Raw genomic sequence first — 18,120 nt, 5'->3', positions numbered from 1 at the left:
GGAGCACCCCCATCCGCCCCTTCGGGGCACCTTCCCCCGCAGGCGGGAGAAGGGCGGTGATATCAGGCGTTGTCGGGGATCGTCGGCTCGACCAGCTGCGCGAGCAGGGCCAGCGATTCCTGCCAGCCCAGGTAGCAGAACTCGACCGGGATCGCGTCGGGGATGCCCTGCTGGACGATGTGCAGTTCGGTGCCGCAGAGCACCGGCTTGAGCGTCACCGTCACTTCCATCTCGCCGGGCAGGCCCGGATTGTCGAAGCGGTCGTTGTAGCGGAGCTTCTCGCCCGGCACGAGTTCCAGGTAGGTGCCGCCGAACGAATGGCTGCTGCCGGTGCCGAAGTTGGTGAACGACATGCGATAGCCGCCGCCCACGCGCGCGTCCATCTCATGGACCTTGCCGGTGAATCCGTGCGGCGGCAGCCACTTCGCCATCGCATCGGCATCGAGGAACGCGCGATAGACGCGGTCGGCGGGGGCCTTCACTACGCGGTGCAGGGTGACGGTTCCGGGCATGGTGCAAGCTCCTTTGCGGGTGGGGATCGAACTGTAATCAGGCTGCCTGGGCGGATTCGAGGAAATCGTTGGCGAACCGCTGCAGCACGCCGCCGGCCTCGTAGATCGATACTTCTTCGGCCGTGTCGAGGCGGCAGGTCACCGGCACCTCCACGCGCTCGCCGTCGCGGCGATGGATCACCAGCGTGAGCGTCGCGCGCGGCGTGCGTGCGCCGACCACGTCGAAGGTTTCGGTGCCGTCGATGCCGAGCGTGGTGCGGTTCGTACCAGGCAGGAATTCCAGCGGCAGAACGCCCATGCCGATCAGGTTGGTACGATGGATCCGTTCAAAACCTTCGGCGGCGATCGCCTCCACGCCGGCCAGGCGCACGCCCTTGGCGGCCCAGTCGCGCGAGGAACCCTGGCCGTAGTCGGCGCCGGCAATGATGATCAGCGGCTGGCGGCGTTCCATGTAGGTCTCGATCGCTTCCCACATGCGGGTCACCTGGCCCTCGGGTTCGACGCGAGCGAGCGAGCCCTGCTTCACGTTGCCGGCGTCGTCGCGCACCATCTCGTTGAGCAGCTTCGGATTGGCGAAGGTCGCGCGCTGCGCGGTGAGGTGGTCGCCACGGTGCGTCGCGTACGAATTGAAGTCCTCTTCCGGCAGGCCCATCTTCGCCAGGTATTCGCCGGCTGCGCTGTCGAGCAGGATCGCGTTCGACGGCGACAGGTGGTCGGTGGTGATGTTGTCGCCGAGCACCGCCAGCGGGCGCATGCCGGCGAGCGCGCGTTCGCCGGCCAGCGCGCCTTCCCAGTACGGCGGACGACGGATGTAGGTGCTCTGCGGGCGCCAGTCGTACAGCGGGCTGATCTTCTCGCCATGTTCGACGCTGAACTTGAACATCGGCTCGTACACGGCGCGGAACTGCTCCGGCTTCACGCTGCTGGCGACGATCGCGTCGATCTCCTCGTCGCTCGGCCAGATGTCCTTGAGCGTGACCGCATTGCCCTGCGCATCGGTGCCGAGAACATCCTTCTCGATGTCGAAGCGCACGGTGCCGGCGATGGCATACGCCACCACCAGCGGCGGCGATGCGAGGAACGCCTGCTTCGCGTACGGGTGGATGCGGCCATCGAAGTTGCGGTTGCCCGACAGCACGGCGGTCGCATAGAGGTCGCGTTCGATCACTTCCTTCTGGATCATCGGATCCAGTGCGCCGCTCATGCCATTGCAGGTGGTGCAGGCGAAGCCGACGATGCCGAAACCGAGCTGCTCGAGCTCCGGCAGCAGTTTCGCTTCCTCCAGGTACAGCTGCACCGCTTTCGAGCCCGGTGCGAGCGAGGTCTTCACCCACGGCTTGCGCGTCAGCCCGCGTGCGTTGGCGTTGCGTGCGAGCAGGCCGGCCGCGATGACGTTGCGCGGGTTGCTGGTGTTGGTGCAGCTGGTGATCGCGGCGATGATCACGGCGCCATCGGGCATCAGGCCCTGTGCTTCCTGCGCGCGCGCTGCGTCGAGGCCCGTGGCGATGCCACGCGCGGCCAGTTCCGAGGTCGGCAGGCGCTTGTGCGGGTTGGACGGGCCGGCCATGTTGCGGACCACCGTCGACAGGTCGAACGTCAGCGTGCGTTCGTACTGCGCGCTCTTCAATGCGTCGGCCCACAGGCCGGTCTGCTTCGCGTAGGTCTCCACCAGCCTGACCTGCGCGTCGTCGCGGCCGGTGAGGCGCAGGTAGTCGATGGTCTTGTCGTCGATGAAGAACATCGCCGCGGTTGCGCCGTACTCGGGCGCCATGTTGGAGATGGTGGCGCGATCGCCCAGCGTCAGCGCCGCCGCGCCTTCGCCGCGGAATTCCAGGTAGGCGCCGACCACTTTCGACTGGCGCAGGAATTCAGTCAGAGCAAGCACGATATCGGTGGCGGTGATGCCCGGCGCAGGCTTGCCGGTCAGTTCGACGCCGGTGATGTCGGGCAGGCGCATCCACGAGGCGCGACCGAGCATCACGCTCTCCGCCTCCAGGCCACCTACACCTATCGCGATCACGCCCAGTGCATCGACATGCGGCGTGTGGCTGTCGGTGCCGACCAGGGTGTCGGGGAACGCCACGCCGTCGCGCGCGTGCACGACCGGCGACATCCGCTCCAGGTTGATCTGATGCATGATCCCGTTGCCCGGCGGAATCACGTCGACATTCTTGAATGCCTTCTTCGTCCAGTTGATGAAGTGGAAGCGGTCCTCGTTGCGGCGGTCCTCGATGGCGCGGTTCTTCGCGAACGACTCCTTGTCGAAGCCGGGCGCTTCCACCGCCAGCGAGTGGTCGACGATCAGCTGCGTCGGCACCACCGGATTGATCTGCGCCGGATCGCCACCGCGCTCGGCGATGGCGTCGCGCAGGCCGGCCAGGTCCACCAGCGCGGTCTGGCCGAGGATGTCGTGGCACACCACGCGCGCCGGGAACCACGGGAAATCGAGGTCGCGGCGATTCTCGATCAACTGCGTCAGGTACGCGTCAAGCATTGCCGGATCGGCACGTCGCACCAGGTTCTCCGCGTGTACGCGCGAGGTGTACGGCAACCGGTCCCATGCACCGGGCGCAATCGCGTCGACCGCGGCCCTCGCGTCGAAGTAATCGAGCGTGGTGCCCGGAAGCGGCTTGCGGTATTGAATGTTCATGGTCGGCAACTGGAGTGTTGTACTGGGAGTGGGACGGCGCGCAGGCGCGGATGATGGTGCGGCCATGCGATAACCACGGCTGGCGGGGTGGCGCGGACGCCGGATCGTGCCCGGCACCGGCAATTATCCCGCATTCGCACCGGGGCCGTGCGAACTACCGTCGACCGGGGCGCCGCGTTCGCCTCCATAATTGCCTGAGTGCGTTCAGGCTCCGGCATGCCCGCGAAGCACGTCGATCCCCTCGCTACCGTGCCGGCAGGACCGGCCGGGGACGAAACCTGTTGGAGAAGTGTGTGACGGCGAAGGCGGCAATGCGGTGGTTTGATTCCGCGGCGGATTTCCGGCAATTCGAAGACTCCCTGGTCGACGCGGCCGTCGCGGCGCAGGCGCTCGCCGACCGCGACACCGTTCCCGGGCGATGCCTCGCATGCGAACGCGACGCTTCCTTCATCGTCACCACCGGTGCGCGCTTCGAAGAGCGACCCAACCTGCGGGAAGGGCTGCTGTGCAGCCGCTGCCGCCTCACCGCGCGACAACGCACGCTGCTGTTGGCGGTGCGGGAAACACTGGGGCGCAACGCGGCGGGAGGCGGTGCTGTCCTGGAGCGCTTCTCGCGGCTGTATCGCATGCTGCGTCGGGAATACCCGAACATGACCGGCTCCGAGTTCCTGTCGCCCCGGCACGAGAGCGGGCGACGCTACCTCTGGCATCCACCAGGCCGCTGGTGGCGCGCGGCCCCGGTGCGGCACGAATCCATTACCGCGCTCTCCTACCGGGACGAGTCACTGGACTTTGTAATCCACACCGACGTGCTCGAACACGTGCCGGATACGCGGATGGCGCTGCGCGAGTGCCGGCGCGTGCTCAAGCGGGAGCGGCCGGTCGTCTTCACCGTTCCGTTCTTCACCACGCAGGCACGAAACACGATCCGCGGTCGCCTCGACGAGGAGGGCAACCTCATCGAACTGCTGCCGACCGAGTTGCATGGCGATGGCCTGAACTCGCGCGGCATCTACACCTTCTACAACTTCGGCTGGGAATTCTTCGAGCAGTTGAAGGAGGTTTTCGGCCGTACCCAGATCGGCGCGATACACGCACCGGAACATGGGTTCGTCTACGCGGACGCGAAGCCCGGTCCCTGGAACATGCTCCCGATCGTGTTCCGTGCGTACCGCTGAGGCCGTGGCAGCCGCTTCGACGCGAAGCTAGCCGCGCAGTCGCCCGTTCTCCATCGCCAGTACCCGGTCCCCGAGGTACTCCACTTCGGCGCGGGCGTGGGTCACGTACAGCATCGGGATCCGGGTTTCGTCCTTCACGCGCCGCAGGAAGGGCAGGATCTGCTGCTTCAGGCGGTCGTCCAGCGACGACAGGGGCTCGTCCAGCAACAGCAGGCGCGGCGAATAGAGCAGGGCGCGGCCGAGGGCGACGCGCTGGCGCTCGCCACCGGAGAGCATGGCCGGGCGGCGATCGAGCAGGTGGCCGATCTCGAGCAGCTGCAGCACGGTGTCCAGCGGGAACAGGCGCCCCTCCGCGGCGAGGCGGGCATGGCCGTAGAGCAGGTTGTCGCGCACGCTCATGTGCGGGAACAACTGGCCGTCCTGGAACACCAGGCCGAAGTGGCGACGCCAGGCGGGCACGAACACGCGGCGGGCACGATCGACCAGCATCTCGTCGCCGAAGTGCAGCGAACCGGCCTGCGGCTTCAGCAATCCCGCGATCAGCAGCAGCAAGGTGCTCTTGCCTGAACCTGAGGGCCCGCAGATGCCGGTGACGCCACCGGCGATCTGCGCGGACGCGTCGAGCCGGAACTCGCCGCGTGCATAGGCGAGATCAAAGTTCAGCATGCGCGCCCCGGTGGTCGGAGAAGCCCAGGCGGCGCTCGGCGCGCGCGCTGATCCAATGGCTGACCAGCAGTGCGGCCACCGCGAGCGCGATCGAGAGCAGGGTGAGGCGCAGGGCGCCGGCCTCGCCATTGGGCACGTGGGTGAGCGAATAGATCGCCAGTGGCAGGGTGCGGGTTTCCCCGGGAATATTGCCGACGAAGGCCATGGTCGCGCCGAATTCGCCGAGGCTGCGCGAGAAGCACAGCACGCAGCCGGCGATCAGCCCCGGCGCGGCGAGTGGCAGCGTGATCGTGGCGAAAACGCGCCATGGCCGCGCGCCCAGCGTGGCGGCGGCGTGTTCCAGGCGTGCATCGATCAGGCGGAAGGCGAGCCGGATCGGCTGCACCATCAACGGAAACGCCATCACCGCCGAGGCGAGCACCGCGCCCTTCCAGGTGAACGCAACCACGACCCCGAAGGTCGCTTCCAGCCAATGCCCGAGCGGTCCCTGCGTGCCGAGCAGCAACAACAGCAGATAGCCCGGCACCACCGGCGGCAACACCATCGGCAGCTGCACCAGCGCATCGACCAGGAAACGACCGGGAAAGCGGCGTCGCTCCAGCCACCAGGCCAGGGTGATGGCGGGAGGCAGGCAGACGACGGTGGCGCATAGCGCGACCTTGGCCGAGAGCCAGAGCGCCTGCGATTCCTCCGCCGAAAGCCAGGTCGTCATATCAGGGCTTCAGCACCGTGAAGCCGTGGCGGCGGAAGATCGCCGCGGCCTGCGAGGTGTGTAGAAAACGCAGGAAGGCGAGCGTCTCGGGCCGCGCATTCTTCACTGCGGCGAAGGGATACACGATAGGCGCATGCGTCTGCGCCGGAAACGCCGCGACAGTGACGACCGCGCCGCTGATGCGCGCATCCGTCGCATACACAATGCCGGCGCCGCATTCGCCGCGTTCGACGAAGGCCAGCGCGGTGCGTACGTCGTCGGTGCCGACGATGCGGCCCTGCAGTGCCGGCCACCAGCCCAGTTTTTCCAGCGCTTCCTTCGCATAGATGCCGACGGGTACGACACCGGGTTCGCCGGTGCACAGGCGGCCCTGGAACGCATTGGCGATGGCGAAGCCCGGCTGCATGCGCGCCTGGAACGGCTTGTCTTTCGGCGCGATCAGCACCAGCGTGTTGCCGAGCAGGTTGGTGCGCGACGCGGTGTCGATGCGGCCGCGCTGATCCAGGTAGTCCATCCACTTCAGGTCGGCCGATGCGAACACATCGGCAGGCGCGCCCGCTTCGACCTGCTTGGCGAGCGTCGACGACGCGCCGAAGGCGAGGCTGGGTTGCGGATGGCCGGCGCGGCGCCAATGGGCCGCGACCTCGTTGAGCGCATCGGTCAGGCTGGCGGCGGCGAAGACGCGGACAGGCGCTTCAGAGGATCCGGCGGCCTGCAGGGGACCGCAGAGCAGCAGTGCGCTCAGAAGCAGAAAACGGAGGATGCGCATGGGGGAAGCGCCATCGGGAGGTCCGGGGATTCTGCCGCAGTGCCGGGCCCGGGGCCATGACAAGCCCTTGGACAGACCTCATTCGGTAGCAGAGGGCTCAGGGCACGCCCACCCTCAACGCCGTTTGAACGAGGCCCCGATGCCGGGGCATTGGGGCCTCGCAGAGCCTTACTTGCTCGGGTGCTTCGCGAAGAGACCTGCAGGCACCTTGCGGCCGTTGGCCTCATAGATGCCCTTGATCGACTTGTACGACTCGAGCTCCGAGATGTAACCGTCGTGGTTCGTATCCTTCGTGTCGAACAGGGCGTTCTGGCCCGGCGCGACGACGAGGAACTCGGCAAGCGAGACGCGAGCGTCGTGGTCGGTGTCGATGGAATTGAACTTCGCGTCGCCACACTTGCCTTCGCCGCACTTGCCTTCCGGCGCGACCTTGGCAGTGCCCGCCGCGTAGCCCTGGGCGAGCGGCTGCACTGCGAACGAGGAACCGGCGAAGACCAGGCCGGTGAGGGCGACGCCGAGCGCGGCGACGGTGGAGTTGCGGTTATTGCGTGACATTGATGTAGCTCCGGTGGGGAAGGGTCGGGAAGGCGCGACATGCGTCTTCCTCGGGCGGCATTCCGCCGGTGTGCGGTATCGCGCTTGTGTCCAGCCGTCGCGTTTTTGTCTGGAAGTGTGGCGGCACAGGCTCCGCATACAGACCGCTACAAACACTCGATCCTGGCAGCGACCATTCTTCCACCGAGTGGAAGACTGTGCTTCGCCATGCGGTCTTTTTGCACTCCACCGACGCGAGTAGCTTCGAATCGCAGGCCGCTCTCCGAACGAGCGTGCTTGCCGCCACTCCCCGAGGAAGCCTCATGAACATCGACAACGCACACATCGACAGCACGCAGCGGCGCGTCCCTGCAATCCGGATCATCGGGGGCGCGCGATGAATTCCCTCCTGGCCAATGCCATCGATGCCCATGGCGGGCTGACTCGCTGGAAGCGGCATGACGCCCTTTCCGCCACGGTCGTTACCGGCGGCGGATTCTGGCCCCTGAAGGGACTGCTCCAGGATCCGACGCCCCGCACGGTCCGGGTATCACTGCATGAGGAGCGTGCGTCGGTCGCCCCCTTTGGAAAGCCGGAGTGGCGAAGCGTCTTCACGGCGGATCGCGTTGCCGTCGAAACCATCGACGCCGAGCTGGTTCGGGAACGCCTGGACCCGAGAGGGGCGTTCGAAGGCCACGGCATGAACACACCGTGGGATCCGCTGCACCGTGCCTACTTCAGTGGATACGCGCTGTGGACTTATCTGACCGCGCCCTTCTCCTTGGCGATGCCTGGTTTCGAGGCCGAAGAGATCGACCCCTGGAAAGAGGGCGATGAAACATGGCGCGGCCTGCGAATGAGATTTCCAGACCACATCGCCAGCCACAGCACGCAGCAGGACTTCTACTTCGGTCCCGACTTCCTGCTGCGCAGGCACGACTACCAGGTCGACGTCGCCGGTGGCTTCGGCGCGGTGCAATACGTCCACGATATCGTCGACGTGGATGGGCTGAAATTCCCGAGCCGGCGCCGGGTGTACCTACGCGGCCCCGATCTGCATCCGGTGCGCGATCTGCTGATGGTCTCGATCGATCTGAGTCGCTTCCGCCTGGAGTGACTCGACGGCCTTACGCTTCCATGCCGTAAAAGAACTGCTCGTGCACGATCTTGCCGTCGCGGACGCGATACACACAGATTTCGGCGATCTGTGAGCGGCCCACGCCCTTGAAGGTCGCATCCAGGGTCATCGCGACGCTGAACCAGTCGCCCGCGATCACCGGATCGCTGCAGCCGGCGCTGTGGACCGCCTCGACGCCCTCTGCGAACTTGCGGGTCTTCTCGAAGATGGCCGGCAGGCCCTTGGCATTGCCGAGCGATCCCGCCGGGGCCCAAGGCGGTTCGATGCTGACGGCATCTTGTGCATACAGTTCGCGCTGCGCCTGTTCGTACTGTCCGGTGCGGCACAACTCGACCAGGCGATGGGCTACGGATTCGATGTCCATTGCGATGTCCATGGCGGGCTGATCGGGAAGGGTGCGCCGGGCGCTGCTATCGGGATGACAGGATTTCGTCCGTCTGTCCGTCACGTCGGTTTAACGAGTGACAGCATGTCCGCCAGGACGTTGCGCGAAACACTACCGGGCAAGCACCTTGGACGCTTGCGAATCAAACCTCCGGCCGCTGCGGGCCGGTCGCAATCGCATCGACCCGCTCGTCGATCCAGGCGCGGACATCCGCCGACAGATCCAGGGCAGCCGAATACATATCCGGTTCGCGCATCAATACCTTGTGCGCGCCGCGTTGCTCGGCGGCAGGCAGTTCGGTGAGCCAGGCCACTTCGCCGGCGACCAGCGTCGCCACGGGCATGCCGTCGCGCCACAGCACCCGCGCGCCCAGTTGGCGCGGCACCTTGGCGCCGGCGACCACGGTGCCGACCAGGTTGAGCGGATCCAGCGCGGACAACGCGAGCCACTCGCCGTCGGGCGCGCGCTTGCGTATCTGCCGCAATGACGTGATGGCCTCGGGCAGCGCGAACTGTTCGCCCGCGAGCCCGGCGATGAAACGACCGCCGCGGATTTCGCCACGCGCCTCGAGGCGATGGTAGACACGCAACAGCTCGCGCCAAGGCGGCAGCCACGACGCCTCGCGGTCGAGCAGGCGCCAGCTCACCACGCCGTAGCGGCGCAGCAGGGTGCGGGCGATGTGCTCAATGCTGTCCGGGTCAATACGGCTTCCCCCACCTGCGCCAACATTCCTTCCCCCGCCCGCATCAACACTCCTTCCCCCGCCTGCGGGGGAAGGCTGGGATGGGGGCGCGCGCCGCGTCAACGTCCAGCGCCCCGCATCCTCGATACCCAGCAATGCGGTGCGCCGCCCGCGACGACCACGGCCGTCGAAGGCACTCGGCCGCTTCGACTGGGGCACCAGCAGCGCGCGCAGACCGGCATAGCTGTCGCAGGTCACGCGGCCGCGCGCGACGAGTTCGGCCAGCGCGTCTTCCAGCTCGGTGTGCAGCAGGTGCGCGCCGACGACCAGTTCGTCGAAGAACGACGCGCCGTGATCCTTGAGGTGATCGGCCACGCGCTGCGCACGCGACGACAGTTCCGGACCGTCGTCGAGCGACTGGGCGGTGAGCGGCGACCACAGCGGCAGGTGCCGGCGCGGCAACAACACGATCGGCGTGGCGCGCACCGGTGCCGAGCGCCCGTTGCCGCTGGATTCGGGACTGGCACCCCGCAGGCGCGTCCAGGCGACGCGACCCGCCGTGCACAGATCGTCCAGCCAGGAAATCGAATAGTCGCTGACGCGTGCCGGCAGCAGTTCACCTTCCCACGCGGCGGCGGGCGCCTCGAAGCCTTCCAGCTGCGCGAGCACGCCGGCCAGCGCTTCCGGTCCGCTCACCCGCGACGCCTTCGACACCCGTTGCCATTCGAACAGGAAGCGCATGAAGTCGCGCGGCTCGACCGGTTCGATCTCGCGACGCAGCTTGCCGATGGTGTAACGGTGGATGCGCGCGAGCAGGTGGCGTTCGCACCACTCCTCCTCGATCGCGTCGGGCGAGAAGCGACCGCGCATCACGTAGCCTTCGCCTTCCAGCTTGAGCAGGGCGAAGTCGACGTCGGATTGCGGCAGCGCCAGCGCTGTTGTCAGCGCGGCGACCGGCGTCGGGCCGAGGCCGGTGAGGCGCGAGCGCAGCAGCTCGACCAGTGCGTCCTCGCGGCTCCAGGTTTCCTGCGCGAATTCCGCGGGGGCTTCGATCACCGGTTCGCGCACAGTCAGCGGATGCAGCACGGCGGCCTGCGGCAAACGCTCCGCGGCGAACCACAGGCCCGAGCCGATCTGCAGGCGCGTGGCGCGGTGGTCCTTCGCCAGCCGGCGCAGCCATTCCGTCCAGGCATTCGATTCGGCTTCATCCTGGGTGACGCAGCCCAGCCCCATCAGCGCATCGTGCATCTCGTCGGCATTGCGCACCTGTGGCCACGCCTGTTCGCGTACTTCCTCGATCGCGCCTGGATCCAGACGACCCAGATCATCCGCGCTATCCGCATCGGCATAGCGGCGCGCCATCACCGCCTGCGTGCGGCGCTCCTCCAGCGGCGCGTCGTCGAGGAAGGCGTACGGCCGTGCATTCAGGGCCTCGGCAGCGAACGGCGAGGGCGCGGTGAGGTCGCGCGCGACGACCTCGACTTCGCCGCTTTCCATGCGTTGCAGCAGCGCGAGCCAGCCTTCGGTATCCATCGCCTCGTGCAGGCAGTCGTCCATCGTCTGCGCGACGAGCGGGTGGTCGGGGACCTCGCGCTCGCCGACGATGTTCTCCTGGCAGGCGACCTGGTCCGGGAACACCGTCGCCAGCAGGTCTTCCGACTTCATCCGCTGCAGTTGCGGCGCGACCTTCTTGCCGCCGACGAAGCGCGGCAGCGCCAGCGCGGTGGTCGCGTTCCAGCGCCAGCGCACGCCGAACAGCGGCGCGTCGAGCAGGGCCTGCACCAGCACGTGCTCGGCCGAGGACGAATGCAGGTACTTGGCGACTTCGATCAGCGGGAAGCTGTGGCTGGTCGAGAGCGACAGCACGATCGCGTCCTCGGTCGCCGCCGCCTGCAGTTCGAAATTGAACTTGCGGCAGAAGCGCTTGCGCAGCGCCAGGCCCCAGGCGCGGTTGAGGCGGCTGCCGTAGGGCGAATGGATGACCAGCTGGGTGCCGCCGGATTCGTCGAAGAAACGCTCCAGCGCGATCGTCTGCTGCGTCGGCATCATCCCGAACGCGGCCTGCTGGCGGCCGAGGTAATCGGCCAGCTGCAACGCGGCTTCAGGCGTGAGACCCACATCATCGACCAGCCAGCGTGCGGCGGCAGCCGTCGCGCCCTCGTTGCTGAGGACATCGGCGACCTGCGCCGCCTCGCTGCCGGAACTGGCGAAGTTCAGGCGCGAGGCGACCTCCGCGCGCAGGCGCGATACGCCATGCGACAGCTCATCGCTGCGTCCCGGCGCCTCGCCGAGCCAGAACGGAATGCTCGGAGGCATGCCCTGCGCATCTTCCACGCGCACGCGGCCGGGCTCGACGCGCAGGATGCGGTAGCTGGCATTGCCGAGCTGGAAGATGTCGCCGGCGATGCTCTCGATGGCGAAGTCTTCATTGATGGTGCCGATGTTCTGCGACTGCGGCTCGAGGATGACGTTGTAGTCGGCGGTATCGGGAATCGTGCCGCCCGACATCACCGCGGTCATGCGTCCGCCGGCGCGGCCGCGCAGGCGCTTGTGCACGGCGTCGCGGTGCAGGTAGCCGGCGCGCGTGCCACGGCGGGTGGTGAAACCCTCCGACAACATCTTCACCACCGCGTCGAAGTCCTTGCGTTCCAGCTGCGCATAGGGCCAGGCGCGACGGAACCAGTCGTACAGCGCGTCCTCTTCCCACTCGCGCGCGGCGACTTCGGCGACGATCTGCTGCGCGAGCACATCGAGGGGTGCGCGCGGCATCACCAGGGCGTCGAGTTCGCCGCGGCGCACGCAGTCGAGCAGCGCGGCGCATTCGGCGAGGTCGTCGCGCGAGGACGGAAACAGTCGGCCCTTGGGCACGCCGCCGACGTGGTGGCCGGAACGGCCGACGCGCTGCAGGAAGGCGGCGATCGCGCGCGGCGAGCCGAGCTGGCAGACCAGGTCGACATCGCCGATGTCGATGCCGAGCTCCAGCGACGCGGTCGCGACCAGCACCTTGAGCTGGCCGCTCTTCAAGCGCTGCTCGGCATCCAGGCGCAGTTCCTTGGCGAGGCTGCCGTGGTGGGCGGCGACGTGCTCCTTGCCCAGGCGTTCGCCCAGATGGCGCGCCGCGCGTTCGGCCATGCGCCGGGTGTTGACGAAGACCAGCGTCGTCGAATGCTGTTCGACGAGCTCGGCCAGGCGCGTATAGACCTGTTCCCACTGGTCGTTCGACATCACCGCCTGCAGCGGCGTAGGCGGCACTTCGAGCGCGAGGTCGCGCTGCTTGGCATAGCCGATGTCGATGATTTCGCAGTCGGCGATTGCCCCTCCCTCCGCGCAGCGGGGGGAGGTTGGGAGGGGGGCTTCCCCGCATGCGGGGGAGGGAGCTACGTTGCTGGCTCCGACCAGGAAGCGCGCCACTTCGTCGATCGGCTTCTGCGTGGCCGACAGGCCGATGCGCGTGAGGCGCCGTCCGCACAGCGCTTCCAGGCGTTCCAGCGAGAGCGCGAGGTGGCTGCCGCGCTTGCTCGAGGCGACCGCATGGATTTCGTCGACGATCATCGTGCGCGCGGTCGCCAGCATCGCGCGGCCGGAATCGGAGCCGAGCAGCACGTACAGCGATTCGGGCGTGGTGACCAGGATGTGCGGCGGCTTCTTGCGCAATTGCGCGCGCTCGCCCTGCGGCGTGTCGCCGGTGCGCACGGCGGTGCGGATCTCCACGTCCGGCAGGCCCTGGCGCGCGAGTTCCTCGCGGATGCCTTCCAGCGGCGCTTCCAGGTTGAGGTGGATGTCGTTGGACAGCGCCTTCAACGGCGAGACGTAGATGACGTGGGTCTCGTCGGCCAGGCCCTGGGCCAGGCCTTCGCGCACCAGCGCATCGATCGCGGACAGGAAGGCGGTGAGGGTCTTGCCCGAGCCGGTCGGCGCGGCCACCAGGGTATTGCGGCCGGAGCGGATCGCCGGCCACGCCAGCGCCTGTGCTTCGGTCGGGCCCGGGAAGGCGCGTTCGAACCAGGCGGAGACCGCGGGATGGAAGCCGGATAGCGACACCGGGCCATTATCCAGCCGCGGGGGCGGCGGGGCCTGAATGGTGCGGGTGAAGTTCAGGCGGATCTGGCCTTGCATCGAGGGAGGATGCGGGCAGGCAGTCTCAGTCGGTGAGACTGCCAGGCGGCCGGCAAGGGGTGGTTTGCCGGGGGTGATGGACGGTGGTTCGCCCTTATCGGCCGCTGCGGCAGCTTCGAATGTGCAGTCGATTGGATTCGATCGCGGCGCCCCCGCACAATGCCTGCATGAACGAGTCAGTCGCCACCCTCCTCGAAACCGTCGAACACGAAACCGGCCCAGGGCCGCAATGGAGCGTGCTGTGGCTCCACGGCCTCGGCGCCGACGGCCACGACTTCGCCCCGATCGTGCCCGAACTGGTGCGCAAGGACTGGCCGGCACTGCGCTTCGTCTTTCCACACGCACCCGTGCGCGCGGTGACCATCAACAACGGTATGCGCATGCGTGCCTGGTACGACATCCGCGACATGAACCTGGCCAACCGCGCCGACGAAACCGGCGTGGATGAATCGGTCGCGCAGACCGAGGCGCTGATCGCGCGCGAAGTGGCACGCGGCATTCCCGCTTCACGCGTGCTGCTGGCGGGCTTCTCGCAGGGCGGCGCGATCGCGCTGGCGACGGCGCTGCGCCGCACGCAGCCCTTGGGCGGCGTGGTTGCGCTGTCGACCTACCTGCCCATGGTCGATCGGCTGATGCAGGAGGCCACGGCGACGGCGCACACGCAGCCGCTGTTCATGGCCCACGGACAGTTCGATCCGGTCGTGCCGTATGCGGGTGGCGACTTCAGCGCCCGCAAGCTGCGCGAACTCGGGTTCAACGTCGACTGGCACGCATATCCGATGGCGCACCAGGTCTGCGCGGAAGAAATCCGCGACCTCGGCGACTGGATGGAACGTCGCTTCGCCGCCGCGGACGGCAGCGGCTGATCCGCGCGCCCATGAGTGTCCGCGATCCGAGCGAACCCTGGTTGCCCGACCTGTGCCGGCTGCCGCGTCTCGCCGTGATGCTGGGCATGGCCGAACTCGTGGTGGTGGTGCTGGCGCTCGCTCCGGGCGGCGCGCATTGGGACCTGCAACGCTTCGTTACCGCCAGTGGCTTCGCGCTGTGGCTCGCGCTCGCCGCCTCGGTGCTGTTGTGCGTCTCGCGGCAACGGCTCTCGAGGCTGCCGCAACCGGTGGGCACGACGCTGGCCTTGCTGGGCGGCGGTGCCATTGCCGCGCTGGGCGCATCGCTGGCGCACGTGATCGATGCCAGCCTCGGCTACGGGCTGGTGCCGAGCAACGTGTCGATGCTGCGCTTCGTCTGGGGCTCGGCCGCGGTGACCACGCTGATCGTCGCGGTGGTGCTGCGCTACCTCTACGTCAACGATGGCTGGGCGGCACAGGTGCGGGCGAGCGCGCGCGCCGAAGCCGACGCCCTGCAGGCGCGGATCAAGCCGCATTTCCTCTTCAACAGCATGAACACCATCGCCGGCCTGGTCCGTAGCGATCCGGCGGTGGCCGAGCGCGCGGTGCTTGATCTCTCCGACCTGTTCCGCGCCGCATTGGGCGCGGGCGAGTCGGATTCCACCCTGCGCGAGGAAATCGAGCTGTGCGAGCGCTATTTCGCCATCGAACAACTGCGCCTGGGCAACCGGCTGCGGGTGGTCTGGCGCAAGGGTGAACCGTTGCCATGGCGGATGCCGATGCCACGCCTGGTGCTGCAGCCGTTGCTCGAGAACGCCGTGCTGCACGGCATTTCGCGCTTGCCGGGGGGCGGCGAGATCGAAATCGAACTGGGGCAGGTCGGCGACGAGCTCGCGATCAGCCTGCGCAACCCGGCACCGGCGCCGCGCGAGGGCGACATCCTGCCCACACTGGGCGGCGGATCCATCCAGGGCGGCAACCGCCACGCACAGTTCAGCATCGCGCAACGCCTGCGCTATGCCTACGGCCCGCGTGTCCGGATGGCCGCGGCGTGGAACGAGGGCTACTATCAGGTAGACCTGAGGTTGCCGGTCACCACCGGCCGCCTCGCCCCCGCGGAATCAGGCAGCAAGGGAATGGCAAGCAAGAGGACCGCATGAAAGTAGTCATCGCCGACGACGAGCCCTTGGCACGCGAGCGACTGCGCGGCCTGCTGGCCGACATCAAGGGCGTGGAAATCGTGGCCGATGCCGCGGACGGCCACGAGGCGCTGCATGCCTGCGCCACCTACCATCCGGACCTGGTGCTGCTCGACATCGCCATGCCCGGCATCGACGGCCTGGAAGCGGCGCGCCATCTTGCCGCGTTCGAACCGCGCCCCGCCGTCGTCTTCTGCACGGCCTACGACGCGCACGCGCTCTCGGCGTTCGAGGCCGAGGCTATCGACTACCTGGTCAAGCCGGTGCGCCCGGAGCGACTGGCGGCCGCGATCGATCGCGTGCGCACCTTCGCCGCCGGACGCGTCCAGGGCACGACCGCCTCCGCCGCCGCGCCCACGCAACGGCGCACCCACCTGTGCGCGCGCCTGCGCGGCAGCCTGCGCCTGATCCCGGTCGAGGACGTGCACTACCTCCACGCCGAGGAAAAGTACGTCATCGTCCACCACGCGCGCGGCGAGGACCTGATCGAGGAATCGCTGAAGTCGCTGGAAGAGGAGTTCGGCGAGCGCTTCGTCCGCATCCACCGCAACTGCCTGGTGGCGCGCCACGAGATCGTCGAACTCAAGCGCAGCGCCGATGGCCACGTGCAGGCGATCCTGCGCCATGGCAAACAGCCGCTGGAAGTCAGCCGCCGCTGCGTGGCGGGGCTGCGCGACACCCTCAAGCATCTCTGAATCACGGCGTGGGGCAGGCAGGGCGCTCCCTGGGCGCTTTGATGGCGCTTTGGCGGGTGCTTTGACAGGCGATAATGTGCCCATGAACCGCCTCCTCCGCATCGCTACCCGCAAGAGCCCGCTCGCCCTGTGGCAGAGCGAACACGTCGCCGACGCCCTGCGCGCCGCGCATCCCGGCCTCGAGGTGGAGCTGGTGCCCATGAGCACCCGCGGCGACGAGGTTCTGGACCGCTCGCTCGCGGCGATCGGTGGCAAGGGCCTGTTCCTCAAGGAGCTCGAGCTGGCGATGCTGCGGGGCGAAGCCGATTGCGCCGTGCACTCGCTCAAGGACGTGCCGATGGAATTGGAGCCGGGCTTCGCCCTGCCGGCGATCCTGGAGCGCGCCGACCATGCCGATGCCTTCGTCAGTAACCGCCATGACGACATCGCGGCGCTGCCGCAGGGCGCCGTGGTCGGCACCTCCTCGCTGCGCCGACAGGCGCAGCTGCGCGCGCTGCGCCCCGACCTGCAGCTGCGCGACCTGCGCGGCAACGTCAACACGCGCCTGGCCAAGCTCGATGCCGGTGAGTACGACGCGATCGTATTGGCCTGCGCGGGCCTGCAGCGGCTCGGTTTCGATGCGCGCATCCGCTCGCGCCTGGATGCGCCGCAGTGGCTGCCGGCACCGGCGCAGGGTGCGATCGCCATCGAAACCCGTGCCGACGACGAGGCCACCCGCGCGTTGTGCGCCGCGCTCGACCACGTCGCCACGCGCACGTGTGTCGAAGCCGAGCGGGCGATGAACCGCGCCTTGCACGGCAGCTGCCACGTGCCGGTCGCCGCGTTCGCGCAACTGGATGGCGAGCACCTGCAGCTGCACGGCCTGGTCGGCTCCGCCAGCGACGGCCGTGCGGTCCGCGCAGGGATGTTGGGCCGCGGCGATGCGCCCGAATGCCTGGGGCTCGAGGTGGCCGACGCGCTGTTGGCGCAGGGCGCACGCGAGCTGATCGGGGATGCCGGCTGAGGCGCAGCCTCAGTAGTACAGTGTCACCAGGTGCTTCGCCTCGGCGAAGAACAGCCAGCGTTCGACGAAGGCGCCGACCAGCGCGCTGAGCGCCGCGGCAGCGAACCAAGGTGCCGCGTCCAGATGCACGAATAGCCACACCGGCAGCAGCAACAGGACCGGCACCAGGGCAAACAGCACGAGCGCGATCCGGCGCAGCCGGCGCGCATGTTTGCGCGCGACGATGAAGCCCATCTCGCGGGTAAGGTAATTCGACTCGGTGTGCGGGCGTTCGAACACGCTGACGTTGCGGCCCGGCAGGCCGACGGCGTCGGCGCGGGTCTGCGTCAATGGCGTGCTGTCGATGTCGCGCCAGTAGCGCCACTTCACCACGCCCAGCACGATCGCCACCAGGATGCCGCCTATCGCCACGCTGTTGCCTACCGTGCCTAGCAAGCCGGCCACCGTCGCGCACAGCAGTCCGCCGGTCAGCAGCGCAAACAGCAGGTAGACCGGCGTAACGAATGAATGGCACCACGCAGGGATCGGCTTGAGCGATGCGTAGATCATCGCGGTGCAGTACACCGTCAACGGGGTCAGCACGAGCAACAGCGAGCAGGCGATGATTCTCGGTACGCCCAAGTGCAATGCGTCGTGCGCGGGCAAGTTGCCAAGCAATACCAGCAACAGCGCCACGGCGGGGACGTAGGTCGCCACCGCCATCACGCCTTCGCGCGAGAGCCATGAAGTCCGCCACTGTGAGAACGCGCGCCACGCGCGTTGCGGCTTGCCCAGGTGTCCCACCGAACTGAGCAGGCCGATCGTCACCAGCAACAACCCCAGTACTACTGCAGCCAGCAGGGGGATCGGGCGCATCCAGTTGAACAATGCAGCGAGCGCGCTCCAGAACAGCAGGCCATAGCCCGCGCCGGAGAGCGAAGTGAAGAAGATGACGGAAAGCGCGGGGTTCATGCGATCCTCGCTTGCGCGGCACTGCCGCGCGGATCGCATGAACGGGCAGGCAGGAAGCCTGCACCGGGCGATCCGGAGTTCGGAG

At 67.9% G+C, this 18,120-nt stretch carries 15 protein-coding genes; 6 read left to right on the top strand and 9 right to left on the bottom strand.

Annotated elements, in window-relative coordinates:
- Window positions 1-62: 62 nt before the first annotated feature.
- Window positions 63-512, bottom strand: a complete 450-nt coding sequence (locus ACYVGE_RS10770; RefSeq protein ID WP_460729749.1) for an SRPBCC family protein — start codon at window positions 510-512, stop codon at window positions 63-65.
- A gap of 37 nt (window positions 513-549) precedes the next feature.
- A complete protein-coding gene (acnD, locus tag ACYVGE_RS10765; RefSeq protein ID WP_460729747.1) occupies window positions 550-3,162 on the bottom strand; it encodes a Fe/S-dependent 2-methylisocitrate dehydratase AcnD in 2,613 nt (870 codons plus the stop codon).
- A 311-nt stretch (window positions 3,163-3,473) separates the two neighbouring features.
- Between acnD and ACYVGE_RS10760 the strand changes: the two genes are divergently transcribed.
- Window positions 3,474-4,340 carry a methyltransferase domain-containing protein gene (locus ACYVGE_RS10760; protein ID WP_460729745.1) on the top strand — a complete coding sequence of 289 codons (867 nt, stop codon included), beginning with the start codon at window positions 3,474-3,476 and terminating at the stop codon, window positions 4,338-4,340.
- A gap of 27 nt (window positions 4,341-4,367) precedes the next feature.
- Here ACYVGE_RS10760 and ACYVGE_RS10755 read toward each other — a convergent pair whose 3' ends face one another.
- The 4 genes from ACYVGE_RS10755 to ACYVGE_RS10740 form a co-directional block, all read right to left on the bottom strand.
- Window positions 4,368-5,006 carry an ATP-binding cassette domain-containing protein gene (locus tag ACYVGE_RS10755; protein ID WP_460729744.1) on the bottom strand — a complete coding sequence of 213 codons (639 nt, stop codon included), beginning with the start codon at window positions 5,004-5,006 and terminating at the stop codon, window positions 4,368-4,370.
- Window positions 4,993-5,718, bottom strand: coding sequence for a molybdate ABC transporter permease subunit (gene modB / locus ACYVGE_RS10750; RefSeq protein WP_460729742.1), 726 nt, complete (start codon window positions 5,716-5,718; stop codon window positions 4,993-4,995). The genes ACYVGE_RS10755 and modB overlap by 14 nt, the downstream gene beginning before the upstream one ends.
- Window position 5,719: 1 nt before the next feature.
- On the bottom strand, window positions 5,720-6,487 hold the full coding sequence (modA, locus tag ACYVGE_RS10745; protein ID WP_460729739.1) for a molybdate ABC transporter substrate-binding protein: 768 nt from the start codon (window positions 6,485-6,487) through the stop codon (window positions 5,720-5,722).
- 168 nt (window positions 6,488-6,655) lie between these two features.
- Window positions 6,656-7,042 carry an HvfA family oxazolone/thioamide-modified RiPP metallophore gene (locus ACYVGE_RS10740; RefSeq protein WP_460729737.1) on the bottom strand — a complete coding sequence of 129 codons (387 nt, stop codon included), beginning with the start codon at window positions 7,040-7,042 and terminating at the stop codon, window positions 6,656-6,658.
- A gap of 376 nt (window positions 7,043-7,418) precedes the next feature.
- Between ACYVGE_RS10740 and ACYVGE_RS10735 the strand changes: the two genes are divergently transcribed.
- Entirely contained in the window at window positions 7,419-8,138 is a 720-nt protein-coding gene (locus ACYVGE_RS10735; RefSeq protein WP_460729735.1) for a hypothetical protein, read from the top strand.
- Window positions 8,139-8,148: 10 nt separating this feature from the next.
- Here ACYVGE_RS10735 and ACYVGE_RS10730 read toward each other — a convergent pair whose 3' ends face one another.
- Together ACYVGE_RS10730 and ACYVGE_RS10725 are read right to left on the bottom strand one after the other, a co-directional pair.
- Window positions 8,149-8,535 carry a SnoaL-like domain-containing protein gene (locus tag ACYVGE_RS10730; protein WP_460729733.1) on the bottom strand — a complete coding sequence of 129 codons (387 nt, stop codon included), beginning with the start codon at window positions 8,533-8,535 and terminating at the stop codon, window positions 8,149-8,151.
- Between the two features lie 151 nt (window positions 8,536-8,686).
- Window positions 8,687-13,267, bottom strand: coding sequence for a DEAD/DEAH box helicase (locus ACYVGE_RS10725; RefSeq protein ID WP_460730562.1), 4,581 nt, complete (start codon window positions 13,265-13,267; stop codon window positions 8,687-8,689).
- Between the two features lie 242 nt (window positions 13,268-13,509).
- Here ACYVGE_RS10725 and ACYVGE_RS10720 point away from each other — a divergent pair, with 242 nt between their 5' ends.
- The 4 genes from ACYVGE_RS10720 to hemC all read left to right on the top strand — a co-directional run bounded on the left by ACYVGE_RS10720 (window position 13,510) and on the right by hemC (window position 17,084).
- Window positions 13,510-14,208, top strand: a complete 699-nt coding sequence (locus ACYVGE_RS10720; protein ID WP_460729731.1) for an alpha/beta hydrolase — start codon at window positions 13,510-13,512, stop codon at window positions 14,206-14,208.
- An 11-nt stretch (window positions 14,209-14,219) separates the two neighbouring features.
- Window positions 14,220-15,347 carry a sensor histidine kinase gene (locus ACYVGE_RS10715; RefSeq protein WP_460729729.1) on the top strand — a complete coding sequence of 376 codons (1,128 nt, stop codon included), beginning with the start codon at window positions 14,220-14,222 and terminating at the stop codon, window positions 15,345-15,347.
- Entirely contained in the window at window positions 15,344-16,081 is a 738-nt protein-coding gene (locus ACYVGE_RS10710; protein WP_460729727.1) for a LytR/AlgR family response regulator transcription factor, read from the top strand. Before ACYVGE_RS10715 ends, ACYVGE_RS10710 begins: the two co-directional genes overlap by 4 nt.
- An 82-nt stretch (window positions 16,082-16,163) precedes the next feature.
- Complete coding sequence (hemC, locus tag ACYVGE_RS10705) at window positions 16,164-17,084, top strand: hydroxymethylbilane synthase (RefSeq protein WP_460729725.1); 921 nt, start codon at window positions 16,164-16,166, stop codon at window positions 17,082-17,084.
- Between the two features lie 9 nt (window positions 17,085-17,093).
- Here the strand turns inward: hemC and ACYVGE_RS10700 are convergent, their stop codons facing one another.
- Complete coding sequence (locus ACYVGE_RS10700; protein ID WP_460729723.1) at window positions 17,094-18,035, bottom strand: dimethyl sulfoxide reductase anchor subunit family protein; 942 nt, start codon at window positions 18,033-18,035, stop codon at window positions 17,094-17,096.
- Window positions 18,036-18,120: the final 85 nt, after the last annotated feature.

This window comes from Lysobacter rhizosphaerae, from assembly GCF_054779795.1.
The sequence above is the reverse complement of the archived record's forward strand: the minus strand, read 5'-3'. Positions and strand labels throughout refer to the sequence as shown.

Coding starts and splice junctions, on each gene's coding strand:
- ACYVGE_RS10770 (WP_460729749.1), bottom strand. CDS start 512: ATGCCCGGAACCGTCACCCTGCACCGCGTAGTGAAGGCCCCCGCCGAC.
- acnD (WP_460729747.1), bottom strand. CDS start 3,162: ATGAACATTCAATACCGCAAGCCGCTTCCGGGCACCACGCTCGATTAC.
- ACYVGE_RS10760 (WP_460729745.1), top strand. CDS start 3,474: ATGCGGTGGTTTGATTCCGCGGCGGATTTCCGGCAATTCGAAGACTCC.
- ACYVGE_RS10755 (WP_460729744.1), bottom strand. CDS start 5,006: ATGCTGAACTTTGATCTCGCCTATGCACGCGGCGAGTTCCGGCTCGAC.
- modB (WP_460729742.1), bottom strand. CDS start 5,718: ATGACGACCTGGCTTTCGGCGGAGGAATCGCAGGCGCTCTGGCTCTCG.
- modA (WP_460729739.1), bottom strand. CDS start 6,487: ATGCGCATCCTCCGTTTTCTGCTTCTGAGCGCACTGCTGCTCTGCGGT.
- ACYVGE_RS10740 (WP_460729737.1), bottom strand. CDS start 7,042: ATGTCACGCAATAACCGCAACTCCACCGTCGCCGCGCTCGGCGTCGCC.
- ACYVGE_RS10735 (WP_460729735.1), top strand. CDS start 7,419: ATGAATTCCCTCCTGGCCAATGCCATCGATGCCCATGGCGGGCTGACT.
- ACYVGE_RS10730 (WP_460729733.1), bottom strand. CDS start 8,535: ATGGACATCGCAATGGACATCGAATCCGTAGCCCATCGCCTGGTCGAG.
- ACYVGE_RS10720 (WP_460729731.1), top strand. CDS start 13,510: ATGAACGAGTCAGTCGCCACCCTCCTCGAAACCGTCGAACACGAAACC.
- ACYVGE_RS10715 (WP_460729729.1), top strand. CDS start 14,220: ATGAGTGTCCGCGATCCGAGCGAACCCTGGTTGCCCGACCTGTGCCGG.
- ACYVGE_RS10710 (WP_460729727.1), top strand. CDS start 15,344: ATGAAAGTAGTCATCGCCGACGACGAGCCCTTGGCACGCGAGCGACTG.
- hemC (WP_460729725.1), top strand. CDS start 16,164: ATGAACCGCCTCCTCCGCATCGCTACCCGCAAGAGCCCGCTCGCCCTG.
- ACYVGE_RS10700 (WP_460729723.1), bottom strand. CDS start 18,035: ATGAACCCCGCGCTTTCCGTCATCTTCTTCACTTCGCTCTCCGGCGCG.